The organism is Undibacterium sp. Di26W, from assembly GCF_049340265.1.
In the GTDB taxonomy this organism is placed as follows: Bacteria; Pseudomonadota; Gammaproteobacteria; order Burkholderiales; family Burkholderiaceae_D; genus Undibacterium.
In genome coordinates this window covers 101,098-121,901 of record NZ_JBMPOR010000006.1, presented here as the reverse complement: position 1 = coordinate 121,901, position 20,804 = coordinate 101,098, and the positions used below count along the sequence as shown (strand labels likewise).

General features: G+C 53.3%; 19 protein-coding genes. 13 read left to right on the top strand and 6 right to left on the bottom strand.

Annotation, left to right across the window (positions count from 1 at the left end; all coding sequences use genetic code 11):
• Positions 1-85 precede the first annotated feature (85 nt).
• Positions 86-1,585, bottom strand: a complete 1,500-nt coding sequence (locus tag ACO0LM_RS09745; RefSeq protein WP_423036555.1) for a CoA-acylating methylmalonate-semialdehyde dehydrogenase — start codon at positions 1,583-1,585, stop codon at positions 86-88.
• Positions 1,586-1,597: 12 nt separating this feature from the next.
• Positions 1,598-2,908 (bottom strand): aspartate aminotransferase family protein, encoded by a 1,311-nt coding sequence (locus tag ACO0LM_RS09740; RefSeq protein WP_423036553.1) that lies wholly within the window; start codon positions 2,906-2,908, stop codon positions 1,598-1,600.
• A gap of 145 nt (positions 2,909-3,053) precedes the next feature.
• Here ACO0LM_RS09740 and ACO0LM_RS09735 point away from each other — a divergent pair, with 145 nt between their 5' ends.
• The 3 genes from ACO0LM_RS09735 (at position 3,054) to ACO0LM_RS09725 (ending at position 7,025) form a co-directional block, all read left to right on the top strand.
• Entirely contained in the window at positions 3,054-4,496 is a 1,443-nt protein-coding gene (locus tag ACO0LM_RS09735; RefSeq protein ID WP_423036551.1) for a PLP-dependent aminotransferase family protein, read from the top strand.
• On the top strand, positions 4,489-5,112 hold the full coding sequence (locus ACO0LM_RS09730) for a TetR family transcriptional regulator C-terminal domain-containing protein (protein WP_422987016.1): 624 nt from the start codon (positions 4,489-4,491) through the stop codon (positions 5,110-5,112). The genes ACO0LM_RS09735 and ACO0LM_RS09730 overlap by 8 nt, the downstream gene beginning before the upstream one ends.
• Before the next feature lie 278 nt (positions 5,113-5,390).
• Positions 5,391-7,025 (top strand): DUF3369 domain-containing protein, encoded by a 1,635-nt coding sequence (locus tag ACO0LM_RS09725; protein ID WP_423036549.1) that lies wholly within the window; start codon positions 5,391-5,393, stop codon positions 7,023-7,025.
• Positions 7,026-7,038: 13 nt separating this feature from the next.
• Here ACO0LM_RS09725 and ACO0LM_RS09720 read toward each other — a convergent pair whose 3' ends face one another.
• Entirely contained in the window at positions 7,039-7,482 is a 444-nt protein-coding gene (locus ACO0LM_RS09720) for a MerR family transcriptional regulator (protein ID WP_423036547.1), read from the bottom strand.
• An 82-nt stretch (positions 7,483-7,564) separates the two neighbouring features.
• Between ACO0LM_RS09720 and ACO0LM_RS09715 the strand changes: the two genes are divergently transcribed.
• From ACO0LM_RS09715 to ACO0LM_RS09700, 4 genes are all read left to right on the top strand, one after another.
• Positions 7,565-10,204, top strand: a complete 2,640-nt coding sequence (locus ACO0LM_RS09715; protein ID WP_423036545.1) for a heavy metal translocating P-type ATPase — start codon at positions 7,565-7,567, stop codon at positions 10,202-10,204.
• Positions 10,205-10,347: 143 nt separating this feature from the next.
• Positions 10,348-11,268: a metallophosphoesterase family protein gene (locus ACO0LM_RS09710; RefSeq protein WP_423036543.1), complete on the top strand. Its 921-nt coding sequence runs from the start codon at positions 10,348-10,350 to the stop codon at positions 11,266-11,268.
• 179 nt (positions 11,269-11,447) lie between these two features.
• Positions 11,448-12,488, top strand: a complete 1,041-nt coding sequence (locus tag ACO0LM_RS09705) for a GMP reductase (RefSeq protein ID WP_422987006.1) — start codon at positions 11,448-11,450, stop codon at positions 12,486-12,488.
• A gap of 466 nt (positions 12,489-12,954) precedes the next feature.
• Complete coding sequence (locus ACO0LM_RS09700; RefSeq protein WP_423036541.1) at positions 12,955-13,716, top strand: energy transducer TonB; 762 nt, start codon at positions 12,955-12,957, stop codon at positions 13,714-13,716.
• A gap of 131 nt (positions 13,717-13,847) precedes the next feature.
• On the opposite strand, the gene tcdA is transcribed toward ACO0LM_RS09700, so the two are convergent.
• Positions 13,848-14,654, bottom strand: a complete 807-nt coding sequence (gene tcdA / locus ACO0LM_RS09695) for a tRNA cyclic N6-threonylcarbamoyladenosine(37) synthase TcdA (RefSeq protein ID WP_423036539.1) — start codon at positions 14,652-14,654, stop codon at positions 13,848-13,850.
• A 266-nt stretch (positions 14,655-14,920) separates the two neighbouring features.
• On the opposite strand from tcdA, the gene ACO0LM_RS09690 reads away from it, so the two are divergent.
• The 6 genes from ACO0LM_RS09690 (at position 14,921) to ACO0LM_RS09665 (ending at position 19,063) form a co-directional block, all read left to right on the top strand.
• Positions 14,921-15,463 (top strand): hemerythrin domain-containing protein, encoded by a 543-nt coding sequence (locus ACO0LM_RS09690; RefSeq protein WP_423036537.1) that lies wholly within the window; start codon positions 14,921-14,923, stop codon positions 15,461-15,463.
• A 25-nt stretch (positions 15,464-15,488) separates the two neighbouring features.
• On the top strand, positions 15,489-16,142 hold the full coding sequence (gene pdxH, locus ACO0LM_RS09685) for a pyridoxamine 5'-phosphate oxidase (RefSeq protein ID WP_423036535.1): 654 nt from the start codon (positions 15,489-15,491) through the stop codon (positions 16,140-16,142).
• An 81-nt stretch (positions 16,143-16,223) separates the two neighbouring features.
• Positions 16,224-17,360, top strand: coding sequence for an MGDG synthase family glycosyltransferase (locus tag ACO0LM_RS09680; protein ID WP_423036533.1), 1,137 nt, complete (start codon positions 16,224-16,226; stop codon positions 17,358-17,360).
• 11 nt (positions 17,361-17,371) lie between these two features.
• Positions 17,372-17,860, top strand: coding sequence for a hypothetical protein (locus ACO0LM_RS09675; RefSeq protein ID WP_423036531.1), 489 nt, complete (start codon positions 17,372-17,374; stop codon positions 17,858-17,860).
• Entirely contained in the window at positions 17,841-18,446 is a 606-nt protein-coding gene (locus ACO0LM_RS09670; protein WP_423036530.1) for a dual specificity protein phosphatase family protein, read from the top strand. The genes ACO0LM_RS09675 and ACO0LM_RS09670 overlap by 20 nt, the downstream gene beginning before the upstream one ends.
• Positions 18,443-19,063 (top strand): hypothetical protein, encoded by a 621-nt coding sequence (locus ACO0LM_RS09665; protein WP_423036528.1) that lies wholly within the window; start codon positions 18,443-18,445, stop codon positions 19,061-19,063. The genes ACO0LM_RS09670 and ACO0LM_RS09665 overlap by 4 nt, the downstream gene beginning before the upstream one ends.
• Positions 19,064-19,170: 107 nt before the next feature.
• Here ACO0LM_RS09665 and ACO0LM_RS09660 read toward each other — a convergent pair whose 3' ends face one another.
• Positions 19,171-20,166: a hypothetical protein gene (locus tag ACO0LM_RS09660; protein WP_423036526.1), complete on the bottom strand. Its 996-nt coding sequence runs from the start codon at positions 20,164-20,166 to the stop codon at positions 19,171-19,173.
• A 20-nt stretch (positions 20,167-20,186) separates the two neighbouring features.
• Positions 20,187-20,705 carry a lysozyme gene (locus tag ACO0LM_RS09655; protein WP_423036524.1) on the bottom strand — a complete coding sequence of 173 codons (519 nt, stop codon included), beginning with the start codon at positions 20,703-20,705 and terminating at the stop codon, positions 20,187-20,189.
• Positions 20,706-20,804 lie beyond the last annotated feature (99 nt).

The following is a 20,804-nucleotide window of genomic DNA, read 5'->3' as shown; positions in this document are numbered from 1 at the left end:
TACTGCATTTATCTAAGCAAGTTTCGTGACAGCTAAACCTCTCAAAAACCTTACGCAATTGGTGCAGATTTGCGCAAGTTCATCTCTATTTATTTTGAGGGAAAGAGAACTCCGCCCCCTTAGAAATGCTATCCGGCCAACGCTGCATGACTGCCTTGACGCGTGTATAAAAACGCACGCCTTCCGGGCCATAGATGTGATGATCACCAAACAGGCTGCGCTTCCAGCCACCAAAACTATGGAAGGCCATGGGTACAGGCAAAGGTACGTTCACGCCGACCATGCCGACTTGTATCATGCGCACGAATTCACGCGCTGTGCCGCCATCGCGGGTGAAGACGGCGACGCCATTGCCGTATTCATGTTTGTTGATCAGGTCTGCTGCCGCTGCCATATCCGGCACACGCACCACGCACAAGACCGGGCCAAAAATTTCTTGTTTGTAGACCGTCATTTCTGGCGTCACGTGATCGAACAGGCTACCGCCGCAGAAGAAGCCCTCTTCGTGACCAGGCACGCTGAAATTGCGGCCATCTACCACCAGTTTGGCACCTTCTGCCACGCCGTCGCCGATCAGGCTTTCTATGCGTTGTTTGGCAGCATGGGTAATAACCGGACCCATTTCAGCATCTGGTGCCAGGCCGTTATTGATCTTGAGAGATTTAACACGTGCCGCCATGGCATCGACCAAAGCATCAGCAGCAGAACCAACGGCAACCGCGACCGAGATGGCCATGCAGCGTTCGCCAGCAGAACCATAGGCTGCGCCCATCAGGGCATCGACTGCCATTTCCAGATCCGCATCTGGCATGACGACCATGTGATTTTTTGCGCCACCGAGTGCCTGTACGCGTTTGCCATTGGCACAACCGCGTGCATAAATTGCCTGTGCAATCGGGGTAGAACCAACGAAGCTGATGGCTTGTACTTCTGGATGATCAAGCAGCGCATCGACCACAGTTTTATCGCCTTGTACGACGTTGAAAACGCCATTTGGCAAACCCGCCTGCTTGAGCAATTTTGCATGCAGCAAAGATGCAGAAGGATCCCGTTCAGACGGTTTCAAGATAAAGGTATTGCCGCAGGCGATAGCGATAGGGAACATCCACATCGGCACCATGACGGGGAAGTTGAATGGCGTGATACCGGCGACGACACCCAGCGGCTGGCGCATGCTGCAAGCATCGATGCCACGGGCGATCTGTTCGGAATATTCACCCTTCAATAGCTGTGGAATACCTATCGCAAATTCCACCACTTCTATGCCACGTGCGACTTCACCCTTGGCGTCAGCCAGGGTCTTGCCGTGTTCCTGCGTCAGCAAATTGGCGAATTCATCCGTGTGCTGCTGTAGCAAATTCAAATAAGCCATGAGCACGCGGGCGCGTGACAATGCAGGTGTATTTGACCAGGATGGGAATGCCTTGCTGGCAGCGGCCACGGCAATGTCCACGTCTTGTGTCGTACCCAGTGCCACTTGCCCCTGCACGGAACCCAGGGCCGGATTATAGATGTCGGCATAGCGTGGCTGCACGCTTTGATGCAGTTCGCCGTTGATGAAATGATTTACTTGATAGTGGGTCATGATGGTCGCCAGTTAATCCAGGTGTTTCAGAATGTCGGTCAGTTTGCCGAACAGTTGGTCTATATGTTTTTTCTCCAGAATCAATGGCGGTGACATGGCGATGATGTCGCCTGTCGTGCGCACCAGTACACCTTCGGCAAAGGCTTTCTTGTAGGCCGCCATGGCACGTGCGCCGACTTTACCTGGCATGGATTCGAGTTCGATCGCGCCGATCAGGCCGACATTGCGCAAGTCGATGACGTGCGGCAGGCCTTTCAATGAATGCAGGGCATCTTCCCAATAGGCGGTCATGCTTTGTGCATGTTCCAGCACTTTTTCTTCCTTAAAGACTTTCAGGGAAGCCAGGCCAGCAGCGCAGGCCAGCGGGTGGCCGGAATAGGTATAGCCGTGGAACAGTTCTATGCCTGCCGGGCCATCCATCAAGGCGTCGTAAATCTTTTGATTGCTGAATACGGCGCCCATGGGCACGACACCATTGGTCAGGCCCTTGGCAGTGGTCATCAGGTCTGGTGTGACATCAAAATAGTCAGATGCAAACGGGGTACCCATGCGGCCAAAGCCGGTGATGACTTCATCAAATATCAGCAAGATGCCATGTTTGTCACACAGTTCACGCAGGCGCTTCAGATAGCCTTTTGATGGCAGGATGACGCCGGCAGAACCGGCCAGCGGTTCAACGATGACCGCAGCGATGGTGGAAATATCATGCAGCGCGATCAGGCGTTCAAGTTCATCCGCCAGATGGGTGCCGTATTCTGGCAAGCCACGGGTAAAGGCATTTTTTTCCAGGTTATGCGTATGCGGCAGGTAATCAACACCCGCCAGCAAAGTACCAAACTGTTTACGGTTAGCAGGCAAGCCGCCGAGCGACATACCGCCAAAACCGACACCGTGGTAAGCCCGTTCGCGGCTGATAAAGCGGGTGCGCTGGGCTTCGCCACGGCTGCGGTGGTAGGCCAGGACCATTTTCATGGCAGTATCGACTGCTTCCGAGCCGGAATTGGTATAAAACACCTGACCGAATTTGTTGCCGGTATAGTCAATCAACTGTGCAGCCAGCTCGAACGCGTCCGGGTGCGCCATCTGGAAAGCCGGGGCGTAATCCAGGGTGGCCACGGCATCTTGTACCGCTTTCACCACAGTGGGATGAGAATGGCCCAGTGGCACGCACCACAAACCTGCCGTACCATCGAGTATCTCGCGGCCGTTCTGGTCGCGGTAATACATGCCAGAGGCAGATGCCACCAGGCGCGGGGCCTCTTTATAGTCACGGTTAGCCGTGAAAGGCATCCAATAGGAATTCAGTTGTTGTTTGTTGAGCATGGGCTTCTCCTGAAAACAATTTACCAAGTGGTAAAAATATGCTGAAATGCTAAATAAGCATATGCAGTAATGACATATACAGCCAGTTTAATTTCATCCAACCGTATTGGTGACCAGAACAGCACAGTTCAGCGAGGAGCAAGGCATGGACGTCGTAAAAGAAGTGCAGGCAGTAGAACACAGCCCTGTCTGGCCGCAACTGGCGCTGGAGCGTAGCCGCCAGGCCAGTCTGGTCGACCAGATTGTGCAGGAGGTAACACGTCTGGTGCGCCTGAATGACTTGCCACAGGGCAGCAAGATGCCTTCGGTACGTCAGTTTGCCAAATGCAATGCCGTCAGTACCTTTACAGTTGTGGAATCTTACGAACGCCTGATCACCCTGGGCCTGCTCAGTTCACGCCGTGGTTCTGGTTATTTTGTCACCAAACCGGCCTGCGCGCCACAGCCGCTAGCGCATGTGGCGGCACCCAGCGCTTTGGATGCGCTGAGCCCTGATCTGTATTCAGGCGTGTCCAGCGCCCTGCCCGTTGGGTCAGGCTGGTTGCCGCCAGAATGGTATGGCGATGATATTTTGCTGGACGCCCTGAAGCAATCGATGCGCATCCCTACCCAACGCCTGCGTGGCTATGGCAACCCACTGGGTTTCCCCAGCCTGCGCCAGCACCTGGCCAGCAGCCTGTCGCAAGAATTGTTCAGTGTTGATTCAGAACAGATTTTGCTGACCCATGGTGCCACCCATGGTTTTGACCTGATCTTGCGCACGCTATGCAAACCCGGTGACACGGTACTGGTTGAAGACCCCGGTTACAGCAATCTGTTGTCACTGATACGCCATCACGGTTGCATACCGATAGGCATCGCACGGGATGAAAAAGGCCTGGATCTCGACAGCCTGATGGAAAAAGCCCTGCTGCACCAGCCCAAGCTGATGTTTGTCAACACGGTGCTGCAAAACCCTCTGGGTACCAGCCTGACGCCGAACCAGGCACACCGTTTGCTGGCGCTGGCGGAACAGTTTGATTTCTGGCTGGTGGAAGATGATATTTATCGTGAACTCTGCCCCCGGCCGGAACCTTCGCTGGCGGCGCTGGATGGCTTGCGTCGAGTGATACGTGTTGGCAGTTTTTCCAAAACCCTGTCACCTACGCTGCGCGTTGGTTCGGTCTGTGCATCGCATTCGCTGATAGGTGAATTGCTGAGGGTGAAAATGCTGGCGGGCCTGACCACTTCCGAAATCAATGAGCGCGCCGTGCTGCATGCGATCAGTTCACGCCTGTACCGGCGCATGCTGGAAAAACTCAAACGCCAGTTGGAAACATCACGCAATGCCAGCATGGACATGTTATTGGCGGCAGGTTTGACGCCTTTGGCCGTGCCGCGTGGCGGCATGTTCATCAGTGCCGGCTGGCTGGACAGCAAGGCGAATGCCAGCGATATCGCACGCCAGGCTTTGCAGGTAGGTATTTTGCTGGCACCAGATGAATTCTTTAGCCTGCATGCAAGTGAACACCCGTGGTTCCGTTTCAATATCGCGTATAGCGATGCGGATGTACTGAAAAACTTTTTGATGAAGCAGCGCCATGGATAGAGCACCAGACAAACTGACGCGCTCGCGCGACGCCCTGGAAGCGCGCATACTGCAGGCAGCGGTGGAGGTGTTTGCCGAAGCCGGTTATGCAGGTAGCTCGCTGGCATCCATCGCTGAACGGGCGGGTATCTCCAAACAGAATTTGCTGTATTACTTTTCTACCAAGCAGATCCTGTATGAAAAGGTGTTGGACCAGGTGCTGGACCAGTGGCTGGAACGCATGAATATCCTGGCCGACCCGGACCAGGACCCGGCGCAACTATTGCGCAGTTATATCGGTGCCAAGCTACGTTTTTCGCGTGAACAGCCGCAGGCTTCGCGCGTGTATGCGATGGAAGTCATCAGTGGTGCACCGGTGTATGCAGAAACCATGCGTAACAAGATTTTGCCGCTACTGCAAAAAGATATTGCAGTGTTTGAAGCCTGGATGGCGGCTGGCAAGATCGCCGCCGTCAATACCACGCACCTGTTGTTTGCCATCTGGGCCATGACACAATCGTATGCCGATTTTTCCGCCCAGATGAGTCTGGTACTGGGCCACAGCCCCTTGAATGAAAATGATTTTCAGGAAGCAGAAAAAATGATCGTGGAAATGGTGATCAATCACGTTTGCTGATTTTGAAAAATTGCATTTTCCATATACAAATGTCTGCTCTGATGTCTGCTCTATCGAAGCAGATATTTTTATTTTAATAAGAGATATTTGCAACACGGTCAACAATTGTGAACAAGACTTGCCAGCCATCAACAAGAGTGGCAGGATGTTAGTAACACCTACAGTCACCTTTGCCATCTGCAGGCCCACATGGCTGGCAAAGCCTCCAGACACGCATTCAGCACAGATTCAGACTAGCAAACTCAGCAGCAGGCAACGAACCATGACCGGGGGAGTGTATGAATCACGAACAGGCATCAGAAGAAGACTGGATCATTGAAGATGACGTGCATGACAAGTCGCAAGAACAGCTTGATGCTTCTTTTGAAACCCGCCCCTGGCGCCTGCTGATTGTTGACGATGAAGAAGACATCCATGCCGTCACCCGCCTGGCACTGAACAATATCGTCTTCAAGGGACGTCATCTTGATATTCTGTCTGCGCATAGCGCGGCACAAGCCTTTGAAATCCTCAACCGGGAAACCGACATCAACCTGATATTGCTGGATGTGGTGATGGAAACCGAAGATGCCGGTCTGCGCCTGGTGAAACGCATACGCGAAGAACTCAAGAACCAGATGGTGCGCATCGTGCTGCGCACCGGCCAGCCGGGCCAGGCGCCAGAAAAAAGTGTCATCGTCGATTACGATATCAACGACTATAAAACCAAGACCGAGCTGACAACACAGCGCCTGTTTACCACTGTGATTGCTTCGCTGCGTGCCTATGAGGGCCTGTTGTCGATAGAACGCAGCCGCGTGGGCCTGACCCGCATCCTGCAGGCCTCGGCCAATCTGTATGAATTGAAATCACTGAAGGAATTTGCGTCTGGTGTGTTGAACCAGATCGGTGCCATTCTTGATGTGGGGGCAGACGGGGTGTTGTGCCTGTCCCGCAATTCGGCCTGTGCTGCCCCAGGCAGCATTCCAGCCGGCAGCAACGGCGGGGCCCTCAACACCAGCATCATTGCCGCCACCGGCAGCTACAGTGACTGGGCCGGCCTGGATCAGTTGCCACCTGATTGTGAATGGACGGCCATCGTTGAAAAAGCCTTTGTCGAAAAGAAAAGCCAGTTCCAGCATCCGGTTGACGTGCTGTTCATCCATACCCGGCAGGGGCATGAATTTGCCATCCTGGTGACGCCACCCTGGCCGCTGGGGCAAATGCAGCGTGACTTGCTGGAATTATTCTGCGACCGCATTGCCGCCGCCTTTGATAATCGCTACCTGAACGAGCAATTGCAAAGAGCCCAGGAAGCCTCGGTGGTGGCCCTGACCGATCTGGCTGAATCACGCGATACCGATACCGGTGGCCATGTGCAGCGCGTCTGCAAGCTGACCAATGCCATTGCGGCAGAGCTGAAACGGCGTGACAGTTTCCCTTCTGACCTGACACCGCAGTTCATGGAGATGGTGGGCATCGCCAGCATCCTGCATGATGTCGGCAAGGTGGCGACGCCGGACGCTGTGTTGCTGAAAGCTGGCAGCCATGACAGCACCGAACGGAAGATCATGGAATACCATGCACTGGCTGGCGAAACCGTGCTGGCACGCGCCGCCACCATGGTGGACGGCGTCAGTTACCTGACTTATGGTTCCCAGATCGCCGGCAGCCATCATGAGCACTTTGATGGCCAAGGATATCCGCGCCACCTGAAAGGCACGGATATCCCGCTGTCAGCCCGGATTGTTGCCGTGGTGGATGTGTTTGATGCACTGCTGCACCGCCGCCCTTACAAGGAACCGTGGTCACTGAAGGACACCATCGACTACATCAAGGCCCGCAGCGGCACGCAGTTTGATCCGGTAGTGGTGGAAGCCTTGATACACTATATAGGCACGGAAAAACCAGATTGGGTCGCCGGCGGAGAGTAATTACTCAGAGGCCTTAGCTATGGCATGCCTTACCGTCAGTTGGCTTGCTGCTTGCCAGCGCCTGTATGATGGGGCACTGCGCCAACTGCTCAGATGATGCACATTGCTGTATCAGACCCGTCAACATAGCTTCCATGCGGTGCAAGTCAGTCAATTTGGCCTGCACCTGCGTCAAACGTTCCTGTGCTACATCACGTATGGCTTGCTTGTCATTACTATCTTCCAGCATCAGCAGATTGGCGATTTCATCCAGACTGAAGCCCAGCTCCTGCGCCCGCTTGATAAACCGTATGCGCTCAACCAGCTTGGCTGGATAAGTCCGGAAGCCAGTAGCAACCTCGGGTACAGGCAGCAAATCACGTCGCTGGTAATAACGTATGGTTTCGACGCCAACCCCGGCTGCCTTGGCCAATTGCCCTATCGTATATTGATCTGGATCATGATCTGTATCAGACATCGTTAAAAAGTCCTTGACTCTGTTCTTGGGTACGGAACCTATGATAAGGCAATCAAACGATTTATGTAGCGGAGGAATGAAAATGACTCAAGACCATCAAAACCACCAGCAGGGTGACAGTTGCTGCGGACACAAGCATGACTCACAACCAGCACCAGCACAGGACAAGAAATACACCGACCCGGTCTGCGGCATGCAAGTCAGCAAAAATCCAGAGAAAATGGCCCATTTCCAGGGCATTGCCTACTATTTTTGCAGCAATTCCTGCGTCAGCAAGTTCAATGCTGCGCCTGAAAATTATGTCAAGGCAAAAAAAGTCATCGGGCTGGGTAGCGTAGGCACACTTACTACCACTGCCACTACCACACCATCGGCAAGCGCCACAGCAGCATCTTGCTGTGGCGGCAGCGACGCCATGCAAAGTGATGCCAATGGTGAGCACAAGGACCCGGTGTGCGGCATGCGCGTCAATGCTGACAGCCAGCACCAGTTGGTGCACGAAGGTCAAAGCTATTATTTTTGCTGCAATACCTGCCTGGAAAAATTCCGCAAAGACCCTGCTGTCTGGCTGGACCCGGCCAAACGCCCCGCTCCCAAGACTGTGGCCAAGGATACGATTTTTACCTGCCCCATGCATCCGCAGATTGAGCAAGTCGGTCCTGGCACCTGCCCCTTGTGTGGCATGGCGCTGGAACCGAAAGAAGCCAGCATGGAAGAAGACACCAGCGAGCTTGACGATATGCTGCGCCGCTTCAAAATCAGTCTGGTACTGAGTTTGCCGCTGTTGGTCATGACCATGGGCGACATGCTGCCGGGCGTATCTTTTCACAGCCTGCTGGGTATGACGATCTACAACTGGCTGCAATTCATACTGGCAACACCGGTCGTACTATGGGGTGGGCTACCATTCTTTGAACGCGCGCTGGCATCCTTCAAGAGCATGCACCTGAACATGTTCAGCCTGATTGGCATTGGTACCGCTGCAGCTTACCTGTTCAGTCTGGTGGCCCTGTTATTGCCGGATGTGTTGCCCACCGCTTTCAAGATGGGCGGTATGCCACCGCTGTATTTTGAGGCGGCTGCCGTCATCATCACCCTGGTCTTGCTGGGTCAGGTACTTGAGTTACGTGCGCGTTCACAAACCAATACAGCGATCAAAGCCTTGCTGGGTTTAACGCCCGCCACAGCGATACGGATTGCTGCCGATGGTAGCGAGGCTGAAATCACTCTTGACCAGGTATTGGTCAGTGATCACTTGCGTGTGAAACCGGGGGCGCATATCCCGGTTGATGGAGTGCTGCTGGACGGCCACAGCAATGTTGATGAAGCCATGCTGACAGGTGAACCACTGCCCGTCAGCAAGCAGGCAGGTGACAAGGTCAGCGCTGGCACCATCAATCAGCAAGGCAGTTTCAGCATGCAGGCACAGCGCATAGGCAAGGATACTTTACTGGCCAGCATTATCGATCTGGTCAACCAGGCCGGGCGTTCACGCGCACCAATACAAAAGCTGGCAGACCAGGTATCTGGCTGGTTTGTACCCGGTGTGATTGCTGTTGCCGTGCTGGCTTTTATAGGCTGGGCAGTATGGGGACCAGCACCAGGCCTGGCCAACGGCCTGATGGCTGCGGTATCGGTATTGATCATTGCCTGCCCCTGCGCACTGGGGTTGGCGACACCGATATCGGTGACGGTAGGCATAGGTCGGGGTGCGCATGACGGTGTACTGATCAAGAATGCCGAAGCGCTGGAGAGACTGGAAAAAATTGACACCCTGCTCATAGACAAAACCGGTACCCTGACCGAGGGCAAGCCCAGCATGCAAAACTTTAAACTTGCTGCTGGCGAATCGGAGGCCGATTTGCTGGCCCTGGCAATGGCGCTGGAACAGCGCAGTGAACATCCGGTCGCCCATGCTATCGTCGCCTATGCACAAGCACATGGCAGCCAGCCGGTCAGCATCAGTGATTTTACTTCCATCACCGGCAAGGGTGTCAGTGCCACAGTGGATGGCAAGCCAGTATTGCTGGGCAATCCGGCACTGCTGAAAGAACATGCGGTAGCCATGCAAGATTTTGAACCACAAGTCGCAGAATGGCAGGCACTGGGCCATACCGTGATGCTGATGGCGGTCGATCAAAAAGCCGTGACCATTCTGAGTGTGGCGGACAAGATCAAGACCAACAGCAAGGAAGCGATAGCGCAATTGCAGCAACAGGGCATGCATGTCATCGTACTGACGGGTGACAATGCCATCACGGCACAGGCTGTGGCAAAGCAACTGGGGCTGGACGACGTCCGCGCTGACCTGCTGCCAGCAGACAAGTTCCGCATCGTGCAGGAATTGCAGAAACAAGGTCGGGTGGTTGCCATGGCCGGTGACGGTATCAACGATGCCCCGGCATTGGCACAGGCCGATGTCGGCATTGCCATGGGCAGTGGCACCGATGTTGCCATGCATAGCGCCCATGTGGTGCTGGTGAAAGGTGATTTACGCGGCATCGTGAAAGCACGCTCCCTCAGCCAGCAAGCCATGAAAAATATACGGCAAAACCTGTTCTTTGCCTTTATCTATAATTTTGTCGGTGTGCCAGTGGCTGCTGGTCTCTTGTATCCGTGGTTCGGCATTTTGCTCAGCCCCATGATTGCCAGTGCGGCGATGAGCCTGAGTTCGGTATCGGTGATCAGCAATGCACTACGTTTGCGGAAGGCGAAACTATAGCCAGCTTGAGAGGATAGCCGATAGTGGATATTGGGGGGGCGATGCAGGAATCCTGTTATTTTTTGCGACAAATCGAGCCTTGCAGCAGGAACAGGTAAAATACGCGCCTGTCTCTGCTATTGCCTACCTAACAAGAAAAATTCATGCGTCTTTCCATACTGGTTTTTTGTCTCTCTGCCCTCTTCCTTTACCCTGCCCACGCCACCGGGAATACCAGGCAAGCTGGCAAAAAGCCGCTGGCAAAACCTGTCAGTGTGACGGTGTATGTGGCCGGTGATATTGCTGATTGCAGAAAAAATCCTGCTGAAGAAAGTATGGCGGCAAGAACGGCGGAGTTGGTCGCTGCCGGGCTGGACAAGGATAAGACCGCCCGCGCCATCACCCTGGGTGATAACACTTACTCGGTCGGTAGCCCTACTGAATTCACCAAATGTTATGACCCTACCTGGGGCCGTTTCAAGGACAAGACCTTGCCCTCACCCGGCAACCATGACTACGGCATGCCCAAGGCTTTAGGCTATTTCAATTATTTCGGTGACCTGGCCGGGCCCGAGCGGCGTGGCTACTATGCGACGCAACTGGGTAAATGGCAGGTCCTGTCGCTCAACAGCAATCTGGATCAGCCACAGATGCAGGCCCAACTGAACTGGCTGAAGGGTGAACTGGCCGACCACAAACAAAGCTGCACACTGGCGTTCTGGCATCACCCGGTCTATAGCTCGGGCGGCCATGGCAACAATGAAAACATGCAGGCTGCCTGGAAAATGCTGGTTGAAGCCAAGGCCGATATCGTGCTGACTTCGCATGACAATGATTACGAACGCTTTGCCCCGCTGGACGCCAATGGCGACCGTGATGACAAGCAAGGCATACGCAGCTTTGTGGTTGGTACGGGTGGCGCCAAACTGACGCCCATGTTTTTACCCAAGGAATCAACTGAAATCCGCGACAATTCCACCCATGGCGTATTGAAGCTGAGCCTGCATGACAAATCCTACGAATGGGAGTTTTTACCGGTACCCGGAGAGAGTTTTACCGACAAGGGCAAGGGTAGCTGCCATTGATGGAATAAAGGAATTACTGACTGGTGTCAGTATACGTCCGCTGTGATAAGCCTCATTTACGAATCGGATCAGGCTAAAGAAAATTTTTCGACTATACTCAAGTACGGCTCAACGACTTGATTGCCTGGCTGCGACAAGTCGTCATTTCCCGCGTCCGCCAGACGCATACAGGGGTCGTCATGCATATAGAAGAAACACTCAGGCTGGATTTCAAGGATGTGTTGATACGTCCCAAACGTTCCACCCTTACTTCCCGTTCCCAGGTCAATCTGGAGCGCGAATTTATTTTCCATCATTCCCGCAAGACTTATCACGGTATTCCCATCATTGCTGCAAACATGGATTCCACCGGTACCATGGAAATGGCGGCGGCGTTGGAACAGCACCAGCTATCGGTGGCCTTGCACAAGCATTATGATGAAGATGTGCTGGTTGATTATTTTTCTGCCTTGCAAAAGAAATCTACTGCTTTTTATTCCATGGGTATCACGCAATCCGATTTTGAAAAATTTTCGGCTGTGATGGCAAGGGCGCACAACGCCATCGAATACGTCTGCATAGACGTGGCGAATGGCTACACGGAAGGCTTTATCAATTTCGTCAAGAAAGTCCGCACCACCTACCCGCACCTGACCATCATGGCTGGCAATGTGGTGACTGGTGACATTACTGAAGAACTGATACTGGCCGGTGCCGATATCGTCAAGGTGGGCATAGGTCCGGGTTCGGTCTGTACCACGCGCAAGATGACGGGCGTGGGTTACCCGCAGTTGTCCGCTGTTATAGAATGCGCCGATGCAGCACATGGCCTGGGCGGGCAGATTTGCGCCGACGGTGGTTGTGTGGTGCCAGGTGACCTGGCCAAGGCCTATGGTGCCGGTGCCGACTTCATCATGCTGGGCGGTATGCTGGCGGGGCATGATGAATGTGCCGGTGATCTGGTCGAGCGCGATGGCCAGCAGTTCAAGCGCTTTTACGGCATGAGCAGCCGTGCTGCCATGGATAAGTATGCGGGTGGCGTTGCCAAATACCGCGCGTCGGAAGGCAAGGAAGTGCTGATCCCTTATCGCGGTCCGGTTGAAGCAACGTTACAGGATATTCTGGGCGGTGTACGTTCTGCCTGCACCTATGTGGGCGCGCATAAATTGAAGGAACTGACCAAGCGCACCACCTTCATACGCGTGACCCAGCAATTGAATGAAGTGTTCGGAAAATCTTGATGCCCCGGTTTTTTACCCCCACTCTGCGCTGAATCTTTCATCGCATTTCTTCGCATTTCCTCTCATTTCATAGACATGGAAGCCAGGCTGAATAAAGCTTGGCTTTTTCACATCTCTTCCCGTAACGCGTTAGCTTCCTAGTTAGCTTCCTATTATGCAGTTAAAACAATTTACGCGGGTTTTGGCATAGTTCCTGCATGGAAACCAACAAAATTGTGAAATTAACGCCAGTATTTTCACATTTTCTAATCACTTCAGTGATTTGATTATTGCCTTGCGGTTACATCCATGGCAGCATAGTCTCTCACAATAGTGAGAATTTTCTTGGTACCTGGCCAATTGGCTTTGCACTGAAAAATGGCAAGAATATCTGCCATGCACCGTTTCATTGCAAGCAAATTGGGTCGGCAGGTGCTCTGAAGTGCTCTTTTAACTTAAGCTTTAAAATCGTGTTGTCTGGAGTGATATGAAAACAGTTGTCCATAATAAAAGAGGGAAGTTATCAATTCTGACTTTGAGTATGCTGGCTTGCGTGCTGCTGAATACAGCATGTCAAAAAAGCCCTTCAGAGACAGCAGCGAGTACGCCAGAAACGCCCGCTTCCAATGCGCCCATGCCTACGGGCCTGGTAAAAAACCCGGTGAAACACTCTGACACGGCGGACGTCACCAAGTGGATGGACATGGCGTCAAACAAGACAGCAGCGCAAATAGCCAAAGAAGAAAAAGCAGCGAAAGAGGCCAAAGACGCGAAAGCAGCAGCGGATGCAAAAGCCTTAGCAGACGCGAAAGCGGCGGCAGATGCCAAGTTACTGGCATCCAAAGCGCGTGAGCCTGTGAAAGTGGCACCTGCTGTGGTTGCAGCACCGGTTGCGACCAAGCCTGTTGATATCCCGCCACCAGTGGTCGCAGCGGCCGCCTCCAAGGCAGCCCCGACACCGGCACCAGTAGCGGCGGCAGCAACAGAAAATAACGTCTTGAAAGTCGTTTCCAGCGTTCAGCCCAAATACCCTAACGGTGCCGTACGTGCCGGTGTCACTTCGGGGGTGGTGAGTGCGCGCGTTCATATCGACGCCGATGGCAAGGTGTCACAAGTGGATATTGTGAAGGCAAATCCACCCAAACATTTTGACAAGGAAGTGATTGCCGCTGCGTCTCAATGGAAATATGCACCTATCTCCAAACCGCAAACCACCATGCTGGAATTTAATTTCAAGCTGGATAACTAAGCGCAAGATAATCATGCTTCAGGCCTGATGCATCAGGTCTGTAAGTTTGCATGCTGTTTGTGCTGCAGTTTTTCTTACTGTAATCGCCCCTGACCGGGGTGATTTTTCATTCTGCCTTCAGAATTCTGCCCTCAATCGACGGTTGCCAGCTTGCGTAAGACCTGGGCTGCGGCCATCAGGCCGAAAGAAGCGGTCACGACGATGGAAGAACCAAAACCGGCACAGTTGAGGCCGCTAACGCCGGCGTTGGTATTGGCATCAGCATCGGCCCCGACTTCACAAGCTTCTGCAGTTTCCGGCATGCTCAGCACTTCCATGGAAAATACGGCATCGATCCCGAACTTGCTTTTTGCCCCGCGCGGAAAACCGTAATTCTGGCGCAGGCGCTTGCGCACCAGGGCCAGCAAGGGTTCCTGTTCGGTACGCGACAAATCACGGATTTCGATTTTCCCCGGATCAGTCTGGCCACCGGCCGCGCCAATGGTGATGAGCGGGATGGCATGCTGACGGCAATAGGCGATCAGGGCAGTTTTGGCTTTGACGTTGTCTATGGCATCGATCACGTAATCGAAACCGGGCTTGCCCAGCATGTCGTCGAGGTTGTCAGGCGTAACAAAATCTTCCACCTGATTGACCTGGCAATACGGATTGATCAGGGCTATGCGTTCTGCCAGGGCTGTGACTTTGGCCTTGCCTACGGTATCGGTATTGGCCTGTATCTGGCGGTTGATATTCGATTCGGCAACGTTGTCGAGATCGATCATGCTGATCTGGCCTATGGCACTGCGCGCCAGCGCTTCCACCACCCAGGAACCAACTCCACCAACCCCGATGACACAAACATGGGCCTGCCTGAAACGTTCCAGCGCAGCAGCGCCATACAGGCGGGCAATACCACCAAAGCGGCGATCAAAATCAATATCTGTTTCTTGTTGCATGGTGAAGATCTGGCCGGTAAGGCTGACAGTAAGAGCAGGCGCTATTTTACTTGAAGCAGCCTGCAGCTGGTTTCACATCTCATATCAGTAGACTGTTACCGTCACCCGGATAATAAGCGAACTTGCTGTTGTTGCCTGAAATGAAATGTCTATCAGCGTCTTTGCGTCCCCTCTTGATATGTCGCAAGCGCGTACACCGTGTCTATTGCATAATGAGGGCAGGAAGCGCAAGCCGTATCCCTGCCACCCAACACGGACAACACAGCATGAACAACTTATTCGACAGCGCACCGGGATTTGATCAGCCTCTGGCAGTTCTGAAGCACTGCCATGACCGCATACGCAAGCAGTTGACTACGCTAAACAAAATGCTGGTGCATTTGCCAGAGCATGGCGCGGATCAGGATGCAAAACAGGCGGCACAGGCGGTATTGAACTATTTCACCAAAGCCGCCCCCTTGCATCATGAAGATGAAGAACTGAATCTGCTGCCGGAATTAAAGCAGACTGCTGATGGTGGCGATGCAGATCTGCTGGCTGGCTTGCTACCTAAAATTCTTGCTCAGCATGAAATCATGGCAGTGCAATGGCAGCAACTGGAAAAACAATTACAGGCCATCGTCGCCGCCGCTGACCGTGCGCCGGCCAGCCTTTCTACTGCCGATGTACAGGCCTTCAATGCCTTGTACGACGAACACATGCAGATCGAAGAAACACAGATTGCCCCCATGGCAAAACGCTTGTTTTCTGATGCGCAGATGAGCACCCTGGGTGCTGCCATGCAGGCACGCCGTGGCATCAAAGTTTAAATTTTCTCATTGATCAAGGAAAAACATGTCCATCGCCGATATACGCACCGACTATCGCCAGGCCAGCCTGTCCGAGTCGGATGTGAGCGCCGACCCCTTTACCCAGTTTGCCAACTGGTTCGACCAGGCTTTAAAAGCCGATGTCGCCGAACCGAATGCCATGACTTTGTCTACAGTAAATGCAGATGGTCGCCCCAGTTCACGGATTGTACTGATCAAGGAATTTGATCAGCGCGGTTTTTCATGGTTCACCAATTACGAGAGTGCCAAGGGCCAGGACATGGCACAGAACCCTTATGCGGCCTTGCTGTTTTTCTGGTCTGCACTGGAAAGACAGGTGCGCATAGAGGGCCGCATAGAAAAACTGACGGATGCAGAAAACGATGCCTATTTCTTCAGCCGCCCGTTGGGTAGCCAGCAGGGCGCGCATGCGTCACAACAAAGCCAGCCGATTGCCAGCCGGGAAATACTGGAACAACAACTGGCTGCCGTGGTAAGCCAGTTCGGGGATGCGCCGCCAAGACCGGCGCATTGGGGGGGCTACCGTCTGCTGCCGGAAAAAATCGAATTCTGGCAAGGCCGCAGCTCGCGCCTGCATGATCGCATCGTGTACACCCGCGATACCCGCAATACCAGCACTACCAACGATAACTGGCGCATTGTGCGCCTGCAGCCATAACGATGTTTGTCTGCAGGGCCCCGATTTTGTCGGGTGTCTTGCGGAGCATGGTATTCTCGGTGTTTTTTCACCATAACGCCGATGTCCATGCAGAAGAAAAAGATCTTGTTATTAAGCGTTTCCGCTGGTGCCGGTCACAAGCGGGCCGCTGAAGCAATACGGGCAACTGCGTTGCAGCAGTCAGATGAACTGGAAGTCAGTCACCTTGATGTGATGGATTTTGTGACAGCCGGTTTTCGTAAAGTGTATACCGATTTTTATATCAAACTGGTCAACAAGGCCCCGACCTTGTGGGGCTATCTGTACCATGCGTCGAATGAAGCACAGGCCGACGGCACCATGGAAAAACTCAGGCGTGGCATAGAGCGCCTGAATGCACGGCCACTGTTGCAGGCGATTGCCGATTTCCAGCCAGATGTGATCATCTGCACGCATTTTTTGCCGGCAGAAATGCTGTCGCGCCTGTTGCGCAAGGAAAGACTGCATTGTCCGGTGTGGGTACAGGTCACCGATTTTGATTTGCACCGCATGTGGGTACATGAACACATGGCCGGCTATTTTGCCGCCAGCGAAGAAGTCGCTGACCGCATGCGGGCGAATGGCATCGCCGCCGAACACATTCATGTGACCGGCATCCCCATCATGCCCGCCTTTACCCAGCAACTTGACCGGACTGCCTGCGCCCAGGAATTTGGCCTGGACCCGGCATGCCAGACCTTCATGCTGATGGGTGGCGGTGCCGGCCTGGGCGGGCTGGACAAGGTGGCTGAGCGCCTGTTGTCGTTGCCGGATAACTTCCAACTGATCGTACTGGCCGGTAATAACGCGCCTGCACTGCAAGCCTTGCAACAACTGGCGCAGCGCTACCCCGGTCGTCTTTTACCCCAGGGTTTTACAGACAAGGTAGAGCGCCTTATGGCCTGCTCTGATCTGGTGATTACCAAACCAGGAGGCTTGACCACTTCAGAATGCCTGGCCATGGGCTTGCCCATGATCGTGAATTCACCGATACCCGGACAGGAAGAACGCAATGCCGATTTCTTGCTGGAACAGGGCGTGGCAATGAAGGCTTATGATGATGTCAGCCTGACTTACCGGGTCAATTATCTGTTGCAGCATCCGGATAAGCTCAGGGATATGCATGACAAGGCCATGGCACTGGGCAAACCCCATGCCGCCAGCCAGGTCTTGCAGCGGATTCTCGGCCAGCCTTCATAAGCCAAGGTTGGATGATGAAATCTTCAATTAAATCTTTTTTGCTGGCATTCGCCTATGCTTCTTTGCTGGCGGTGTTTTTTGCCCAGGTAGAAATACAGATAGAAGGTAGCGCAGGCTGGGCTGCCAACCTGCCGACCTGGCGCATAGAAAAACACTGGCTGCTGGATATTTTTTGGGGTGGACGCGCCATGACGGGTTACCACGCCTGGGTGTTTCCCTTCATCGCCCTGTTCTTCCATTTTCCGTTTGTGATGATACAGCAATGGACGGCCAAGCTCGAATGTCGCGCCATTGCCAGTATCATTACTTTCTGGATAGTCGAAGATTTCATGTGGTTCATCCTGAATCCGGCCTACGGATTTGCCCGCTTTACGCCTGAGGAAGTAAAGTGGCATGTCCACTGGTTAATGGGCTTCCCGGTGGATTACTGGGTAGGCCTGATCGCCGGATTTTTTCTCTACCGTTTTTCTTACAAGACCCATGCGCAAGTACAACTCTAAGCCACCGGAAAAACCGCTGTCGCCACTGCTGGCATGCATGGCGGCACTCAGCATCAGCCTGCCGCTGCTGCCATCCACAGTCACCGCCGAAGAAGCCCGCCCAGCTGAATGGGCCAGCCCGGTAGCCAGCACGCAGAATCTGTTTCGCGTGACACCGACGTTTTATCGTAGCGCCCAATTACAAAGCCAAGACCTGGTGCTGTTGCAGTCGTTGGGCATCAAGACGGTGGTCAGTCTGCGTTCCTTCCATTCTGATGATCAGATACTGAAAAATTCCGGCATCAAACTACAACGCATAGGTATCAATACCTGGGACATCAACGACAAGAATGTGATTGCCGCCCTGCGCGCATTGCAGGCAGCCGAGCAACAAGGCCCGGTACTTTTACACTGTCTGCATGGTGCCGACCGCACCGGATTGGTGACGGCCATGTACCGCATCCTGAACCAGGGCTGGAGCAAGGATCAGGCACTGGAAGAATTGACCAAGGGTGGTTATGGCTACCACAGCCTGTGGAAAAACATTCCCGAATATCTGCGTAAAGTGGATATAGAAAAAATTCGACAAGGTGTGGTTCAGCCATGATATTAGCCAAGACATTCGCCACGAAATTCACAAGACAACTATTCATCATCAGCCTGCTGGCAAATGCTCAGGCTGGGGCAGCACAATTGGATGTCAGCAAATTCAACGACACCGAAGTGCAAATGCTGGACCAAAGCAAGCCAGACAGCAATGGCAAAACCTTTGTCGCCGGCACCATACTCAATGCGCCTGTCAGCAAGGTGTGTGCAACCCTGCAGGCATATGAAGACTACCCCAGCTTCATGCCGAATACCACCAGAGCCAAAGCAGCACGCCAGCCGGATGAATCTGCGCTGGTGGATTTCACACTGAACCTGCCGCTGGGCAAAGTGAAGAAATACCGCCTGAAAATGATCCCCAAGGCTGGCCCCGGCACTTGCTATCTAAGCTGGAAACTGCAGCCATGGGAAGGCTTGAAACAGGAAGAAACCATTGCAGATACCGCCGGGTATTGGGATTTGAGTACGCTGGCTGGCAACCCGAATAAAACCATCGTCAAATATCAGGTGTTTACCGATCCGGGGCCAGTTCCCATGGGGCTGGGCTGGATCGTTGACAGCATGAGCAAGGACAGCATACCCAAGATGATGGATGCATTAAGAAACAAGCTGCGCTGATAGTTGATAGCGGATAGCGGGGAATTGCTGGCAATAACAAAAACGGGGAATCTGCGATTCCCCGTTTTGACATCTGATTTGACATCTGATGTATATTTTTGCAGACCTTACGTCTCTACACCATACGCAGCCTTGGGATCCTCTGGCGCGTCCTTACTCTGTTGCTCAGGAATTTTGAAGCCTGCATAAGTACCGGCGCTCATACCCAGCAGTGTCAGGATATTGCCATCAAATACAGGCATGCTGAAATGCTGTATTACGTAGACCAGGAACAACACACCGATCAGCACATTGAAAACCAGCATTTGAAAACGATGCAAGGTAAGGCCCTGGGAATCACTGAGGATATCTTTAAAGAAGCCCTTGCTTTCGCCAAACTGGTTCTGTTTGCTGGCATCCACGCCCGCAGCTGTCAGGTAAGTAGCGCTGCCTATACCAAGCAGGCCCAGGGCCTGGGGTGAAACGGTGGGAATGCCTTCAGCGACTATCCACAGCCAGATATACGACACCAGCACAATGAAAAACCACCAGGCCATTTGTACCCGTGCAAGGCTGAAAGTGCGTTCATTGATCGCTGAGGTCGAACTATCACGCAGCAAACCCGAATCTCTTCCGAGACGGAATAATGCGTACCCAACTACAGCGATAAACCCGAAACCAAACACGACATAACCCGGTTTCAAAATTTGAAAACGCAGGATACCACTCACCAATATGCTCGTGCCCCCACCATTTTTGAAGCTGACGTTAAACGGCAGGTCACGGTGGTAGTTGTGCCGCAGCTCTTGCCAAGGGGAGCCCATCAACGACTCACGCTCCAACGCAGAATTGTCAATATCAGATTGTGGCAAATGAAAGACCAGCTTGTTCATGACAGGGTCAGGATCACAGTCTTTCAATTTCCGTTGACTGAGTACGCCATTGATACGCAATTCAACCAGATCAAACTGATCCGTTGCCAGTGACGCACACACGCCAGGGGCAGGGATGTCGACATCAACACTCAAGTTGATGTCTATCGGTCCACCCGGTTTGATGACATCACTTGCCTGTGCCAGACCAATACCCAAGAGCAGCATACCAAGCAGTATTTTTTTAAACATCAGCGGCATCTTGTTCTCCTTCAGTTTGCTACTGGCAATACAAACAAAGCGCGTTCTGCCGCGCGGCGCTTGACCAATCCCGGTAAGGGTTTGCCGTCAGCCATGGTCCAGCGACCAAACTGGTCAGCAGCCCCTGCCCTATCATTGGCATTGAGTTTTTTCAGGAGCGTGGAGCTGCGCAAATTGCCTATGCCCAGATTAAAGGTAAAACTGGTCAATGCCCCGTATTCATTATCGTTCAGGGGAACCGTCACCACCGACAGCACATCACGACCGGCATTCATCAGATCAGCCTGCAACAAACTGGTTGCCTGAGCCAGGGTAATGCCGTTCGGATACAAGGCCTTTACTTGCAGGCTGTCTGCCTGCCCCTTCAGGAAACGGCCCTGATAGGTAATGGCATGGCCCCAGCCTATGGTCCAGATACTGACGGGGTCCAGATAGGGGTCGATATTGCTGGTGGCAGGATTGCCGTCTGGTATGCCTTCAAATTGCTTGACCAGATCGACGGTTGCCGGATTCACGTCACGAAGCGCCATTTTTTTCTCCCTGTTATTGGCATTGGCATGGGTGAGCCATGCAGGGACGAAAGGCAGCGTGAATTGCGTCCTCAGAACCTGTTTACGATCTTACTGGGC